Annotated in this window: 1 protein-coding gene; it reads left to right on the forward strand. The window is 46.0% G+C overall.

The features are described from left to right. Window positions 1-45: 45 nt before the first annotated feature. A partial coding sequence (locus tag BFP75_RS10210; protein WP_240531760.1) for a reverse transcriptase domain-containing protein occupies window positions 46-691 on the forward strand: 646 nt, incomplete at its 3' end.

Genomic DNA, 691 nt, shown 5'->3' on the forward strand with positions numbered 1-691 from the left:
CGGTTTATCCGATAGCCTATACCTAGAAAGACAAGAACAGTACAAATGATAGCAAAAGTAGTAGCCGCCAGAAACTTGATCGACGCCTGTAAAAAGGTTGTCAGCAATAAAGGTTCGGCAGGAATAGACGGGATGCCCACAACAGAGTTGAAGGCATTTATAGATGGCCACCGCTCAAAAGTGGTGCACCAACTCATTTCTAAAAGCTACATGCCACAGGCCATCAAAGGGGTGGAGATACCCAAGCCGAACGGCAAGACCAGATTACTGGGAGTGCCCACGGTAGTGGATAGATGGCTTCAACAAGCGGTAAGCCAACAACTGGTGATTCATTTCGAACTCGATTTCGAGATGGAGAGCTACGGTTTCCGCCCAAGGAAGAACCTTCAACAGGCGGTATTAAAAAGTCAAGGGTACATCAATGATGGTTACCAAGACCTAGTAGATATAGACCTTAAGAGTTTCTTCGATGAAGTCCAACACTATAAACTACTTCAGCTTATTTATGACAAGGTCAAGTGCCCGACCACCTTATGGCTGATCCGCAAATGGCTTCGTGCGCCCATTTTAAAGAATGGGCGATTGCATAAGCGCAGGAAAGGATTGCCACAAGGCAGCCCATTAAGTCCGTTACTGTCTAACATCATGTTGGACCAATTGGACAAACATCTAAAAGCACGAGGGTTGCTGT

It is taken from the genome of Maribacter sp. 4G9 (genome assembly GCF_002742265.1).
GTDB lineage: Bacteria > Bacteroidota > Bacteroidia > Flavobacteriales > Flavobacteriaceae > Maribacter.